Consider the following 3,500-nt stretch of genomic DNA (forward strand, 5'->3'; position numbering starts at 1 on the left):
CCAACCTGGGGATAGCGTCCCGTTACCTGGGTGAAACGCAGCAGGCTATGGCCTATTACCGCCAGGCCCTGGCTGCCTGGCCGGACCAGAAGGCGGCCAAGGGTAATCTGGAAACCCTGCTGGAGGCCATGGAGCCCGCCCGGCCGGATGGAGCTGCTGAGCCGGTCAGCGAAACGGCGGCTGACCAGTAAAAATTACCTTGACAAGAAGAGGATTTTTCGATAGCCTGCTCGGGTTTTTTCGCAGTTTTTTTGCAGCAATTTAGACGGAGTGTGAGGGTATGCCCACCTTAAATCAACTGGTACGAAAAGGTAGAACGAAAATCAAGAAGAAGACCACTGCGCCGGCGCTGAAATCGTGTCCCCAGAAGCGCGGGGTATGCGTCAGGGTGTACACGACCACCCCGAAAAAGCCGAACTCGGCCTTGCGGAAAGTAGCCAGAGTACGCCTGACCAATGGTTTTGAGGTTACCTCCTACATCCCCGGCGAGGGGCATAATCTCCAGGAGCATTCGGTGGTTATGATCAGAGGCGGTCGGGTCAAGGACTTGCCCGGGGTTCGCTACCATGTCATCCGCGGAACCCTGGATAGCGTTGGCGTTCAGGATCGGCGGCAGGGACGTTCCAAGTATGGTGCCAAACGGCCGAAGTGAGCGGCTTGAGGTTGAGACAGCTTTCCGGCACCCCGGTGGTGCCGGTTTACGTATGACAGAGGTGTGAGATGTCCAGAAGGCGAGAAATCCCCAAAAGAGCAATTAATCCTGATCCCAGGTATCGTGATGGCCTGGTGGCCAAGTTTGTCAATGGTTTGATGCAGGACGGGAAAAAGAGCGTTGCCCAAGGGGTTTTTTATGGCGCCCTTGATCAGGTTGCCGAGCGGAGCAACGAGGACGCGTTGATCATTTTCAAAAAAGCAGTTGAAAATGTCAAACCGCTGGTTGAGGTAAAGTCCCGCCGGGTTGGCGGTGCCACCTATCAGGTGCCGGTCGAGGTGCGGCCGGAACGCAAGGTTGCCCTGGCAATCCGCTGGCTGATCGGCTATTCTCGCTCCCGGGGTGAAAAAAGTATGGAGCAGAAGCTGGCGGCGGAGATCATGGATGCTGCCAATAATCGCGGCGCAGCGGTGAAGAAACGGGAAGATACCCATAAGATGGCTGAAGCCAACAAAGCTTTCGCCCATTATCGGTGGTAGGAGAGGCAGTGCAAAGCCGTGGGGCGTCTCTATCCTCTGGAGTGTAATCGAAACATCGGCATCATGGCCCATATTGATGCCGGCAAGACGACCACCACCGAACGCATCCTTTATTATACCGGAATTTCCCATAAAATCGGTGAGGTCCATGACGGCACGGCCACCATGGACTGGATGGAGCAGGAACAGGAGCGGGGGATTACTATTACCTCGGCGGCAACCACCTGCTTCTGGCACGATCACCGGATCAACATTATCGATACGCCCGGTCATGTTGATTTTACCATCGAGGTAGAGCGGTCCCTGAGGGTCCTGGATGGTGCCATTGCGGTTTTCTGTTCCGTCGGCGGGGTTGAGCCCCAGTCGGAAACCGTCTGGCGCCAGGCTGATAAGTACCGGGTGCCACGGATCGCTTTTATAAATAAAATGGATCGGGTCGGAGCTGACTTCGATCGGGGCGTCGCCATGATGCGCGACCGCCTGGGAGCAAAGCCGTTGCCGGTGCAGCTCCCCATTGGCGCTGAGGAACATTTTGAAGGGGTGGTTGACCTTCTTGAGCAGCGGGCCATCTATTACGATCCAAGCTCTTTGGGAGAAAAATACGAGATACGGGACGTGCCGGCAGCGATGCAGGCCCGGGTTGCCGAGTGTCGCGAGGCGCTCTGCGAAGAGTTGGCGGATTACGACGATGAATTTGCCACCCGCTACCTGGACGGCGAGGAGATGACCGCCGCGGAGATAAAAAAGCTGATTCGGCGGCTAACTCTGTCGATCCAGCTGACTCCGGTGCTCTGTGGCTCCGCCTTTAAGAACAAAGGCGTGCAGCCATTGCTGGATGCGATCATCGATTATCTGCCTTCACCTCTTGACGTGCCTGCCATGGTTGGCAGTGATCCGGAGAGCGGCAAAGAGATTATCCGCCAGGCAGCCGACAGCGAACCTTTCGCCGCCCTGGTGTTCAAGATCTTCACCGATCCCTTCGTCGGCCAGTTGGCTTTTATGCGGGTTTATTCGGGGGTTCTCAGCTCCGGCATGAGTGTCCTGAATGTGACCAAATCCCGCAAGGAGCGTGTCGGTCGGCTGCTGAAAATGCATGCCAATAAGCGGGAAGAGGTGAAGGAGGTCTACGCCGGCGACATTGTCGCGGTGGTTGGTCTGAAGCACTCTACCACCGGCGATAGTCTGAGTGATCTTCGCCGGCCGGTCATCCTTGAGTCGATGGAGTTCCCTGAACCGGTCATTTCCATCGCCATTGAGCCGAAGAGCAAGGCTGACCAGGATAAGCTGGGGGTTGCGCTGGGCAAGCTGGCGGCGGAGGATCCATCCTTTGTCGTGCGAACCGACGAGGAGACCGGCCAGACGATTATTTCCGGGATGGGTGAACTGCACCTGGAAATTATCGTTGACCGCCTGCGCCGTGAATTCAAGGTTGATGCCAATGTCGGCAAACCGCAGGTGGCTTATCGGGAAACCATCACCAGCAGCATCCGGACTGAGGGACGCTTTGTCCGGCAGTCAGGGGGGCGGGGGCAGTTCGGCCATGTCTGGCTTGAACTGGAGCCGCTGCCGGCGGGTGAAGGCTTTCAGTTTGAAGATAAGATTGTTGGCGGGGTGGTTCCCAGGGAATATATCCCGGCGGTAAAAAACGGCATCGAAGAAGCGATGAAAACCGGTGTGCTGGCCGGTTACCCGGTGGTGGATGTTAAGGTCGCTTTGGTCGACGGTTCCTACCATGATGTGGATTCCTCGGAGATGGCGTTCAAAATTGCCGGCTCCATGGGGTTTAAAACCGGCTGCCGGCAGGCCAAGCCGATTATCCTTGAGCCGGTGATGGATGTGGAAGTGGTGGTCCCGGATGATTTTCTTGGTGATATCATGGGTGATCTCAATTCCCGCCGCAGTCGGATTCTCGGGGTTGAAAGTCGGGGGCGGGCCCAGGTGATCAGCGCCAATGTACCGCTGGCAGAGATGTTTGGCTATTCCACTGATCTGCGGTCAAAGAGCCAGGGGCGGGCAACCTACACCATGCAGTTTGCCAAATATGAGCCGGTTCCTAAGGCGATTGGTGATGGTATTGTCAGCCATGAAGGATGATAGCAGCAGGCGGTGGTTGCCGACCGGTTGATTGAATAAGGCAAGCATGATGTCCTGCATCCTGCGGGAGCGGGGCCGGATACTACTGAAAAATACCAAAAAGGGTAAGACAGAGATAGTGAGGAGGGGAAGCGATGGCAAAAGCGAAGTATGAGCGGACGAAGCCGCACGTGAATGTGGGGACGATAGGCCATGTAGACCATGGTAAGACGACC

The 3,500-nt window shown here is 56.5% G+C and carries 4 protein-coding genes; all 4 read left to right on the top strand.

All coding sequences use genetic code 11. The features are described 5' to 3' along the window. Positions 1-191: hypothetical protein (locus JXO50_12425; GenBank protein ID MBN2333894.1), on the top strand; the 191-nt coding region annotated here is incomplete at its 5' end. A gap of 89 nt (positions 192-280) precedes the next feature. After that, positions 281-652, top strand: coding sequence for a 30S ribosomal protein S12 (locus JXO50_12430; protein ID MBN2333895.1), 372 nt, complete (start codon positions 281-283; stop codon positions 650-652). Between the two features lie 68 nt (positions 653-720). After that, positions 721-1,191, top strand: coding sequence for a 30S ribosomal protein S7 (gene rpsG / locus JXO50_12435; GenBank protein ID MBN2333896.1), 471 nt, complete (start codon positions 721-723; stop codon positions 1,189-1,191). Between the two features lie 18 nt (positions 1,192-1,209). After that, a complete protein-coding gene (fusA, locus tag JXO50_12440) occupies positions 1,210-3,285 on the top strand; it encodes an elongation factor G (protein ID MBN2333897.1) in 2,076 nt (691 codons plus the stop codon). The last annotated feature ends 215 nt before the right edge of the window (positions 3,286-3,500 follow it).

Origin of the sequence: Candidatus Anaeroferrophillus wilburensis (assembly GCA_016934315.1) — a bacterium.
Taxonomy (GTDB): domain Bacteria; phylum Desulfobacterota; class Anaeroferrophillalia; order Anaeroferrophillales; family Anaeroferrophillaceae; genus Anaeroferrophillus; species Anaeroferrophillus wilburensis.

Coding starts and splice junctions, on each gene's coding strand:
- rpsG (MBN2333896.1), top strand. CDS start 721: ATGTCCAGAAGGCGAGAAATCCCCAAAAGAGCAATTAATCCTGATCCC.
- JXO50_12430 (MBN2333895.1), top strand. CDS start 281: ATGCCCACCTTAAATCAACTGGTACGAAAAGGTAGAACGAAAATCAAG.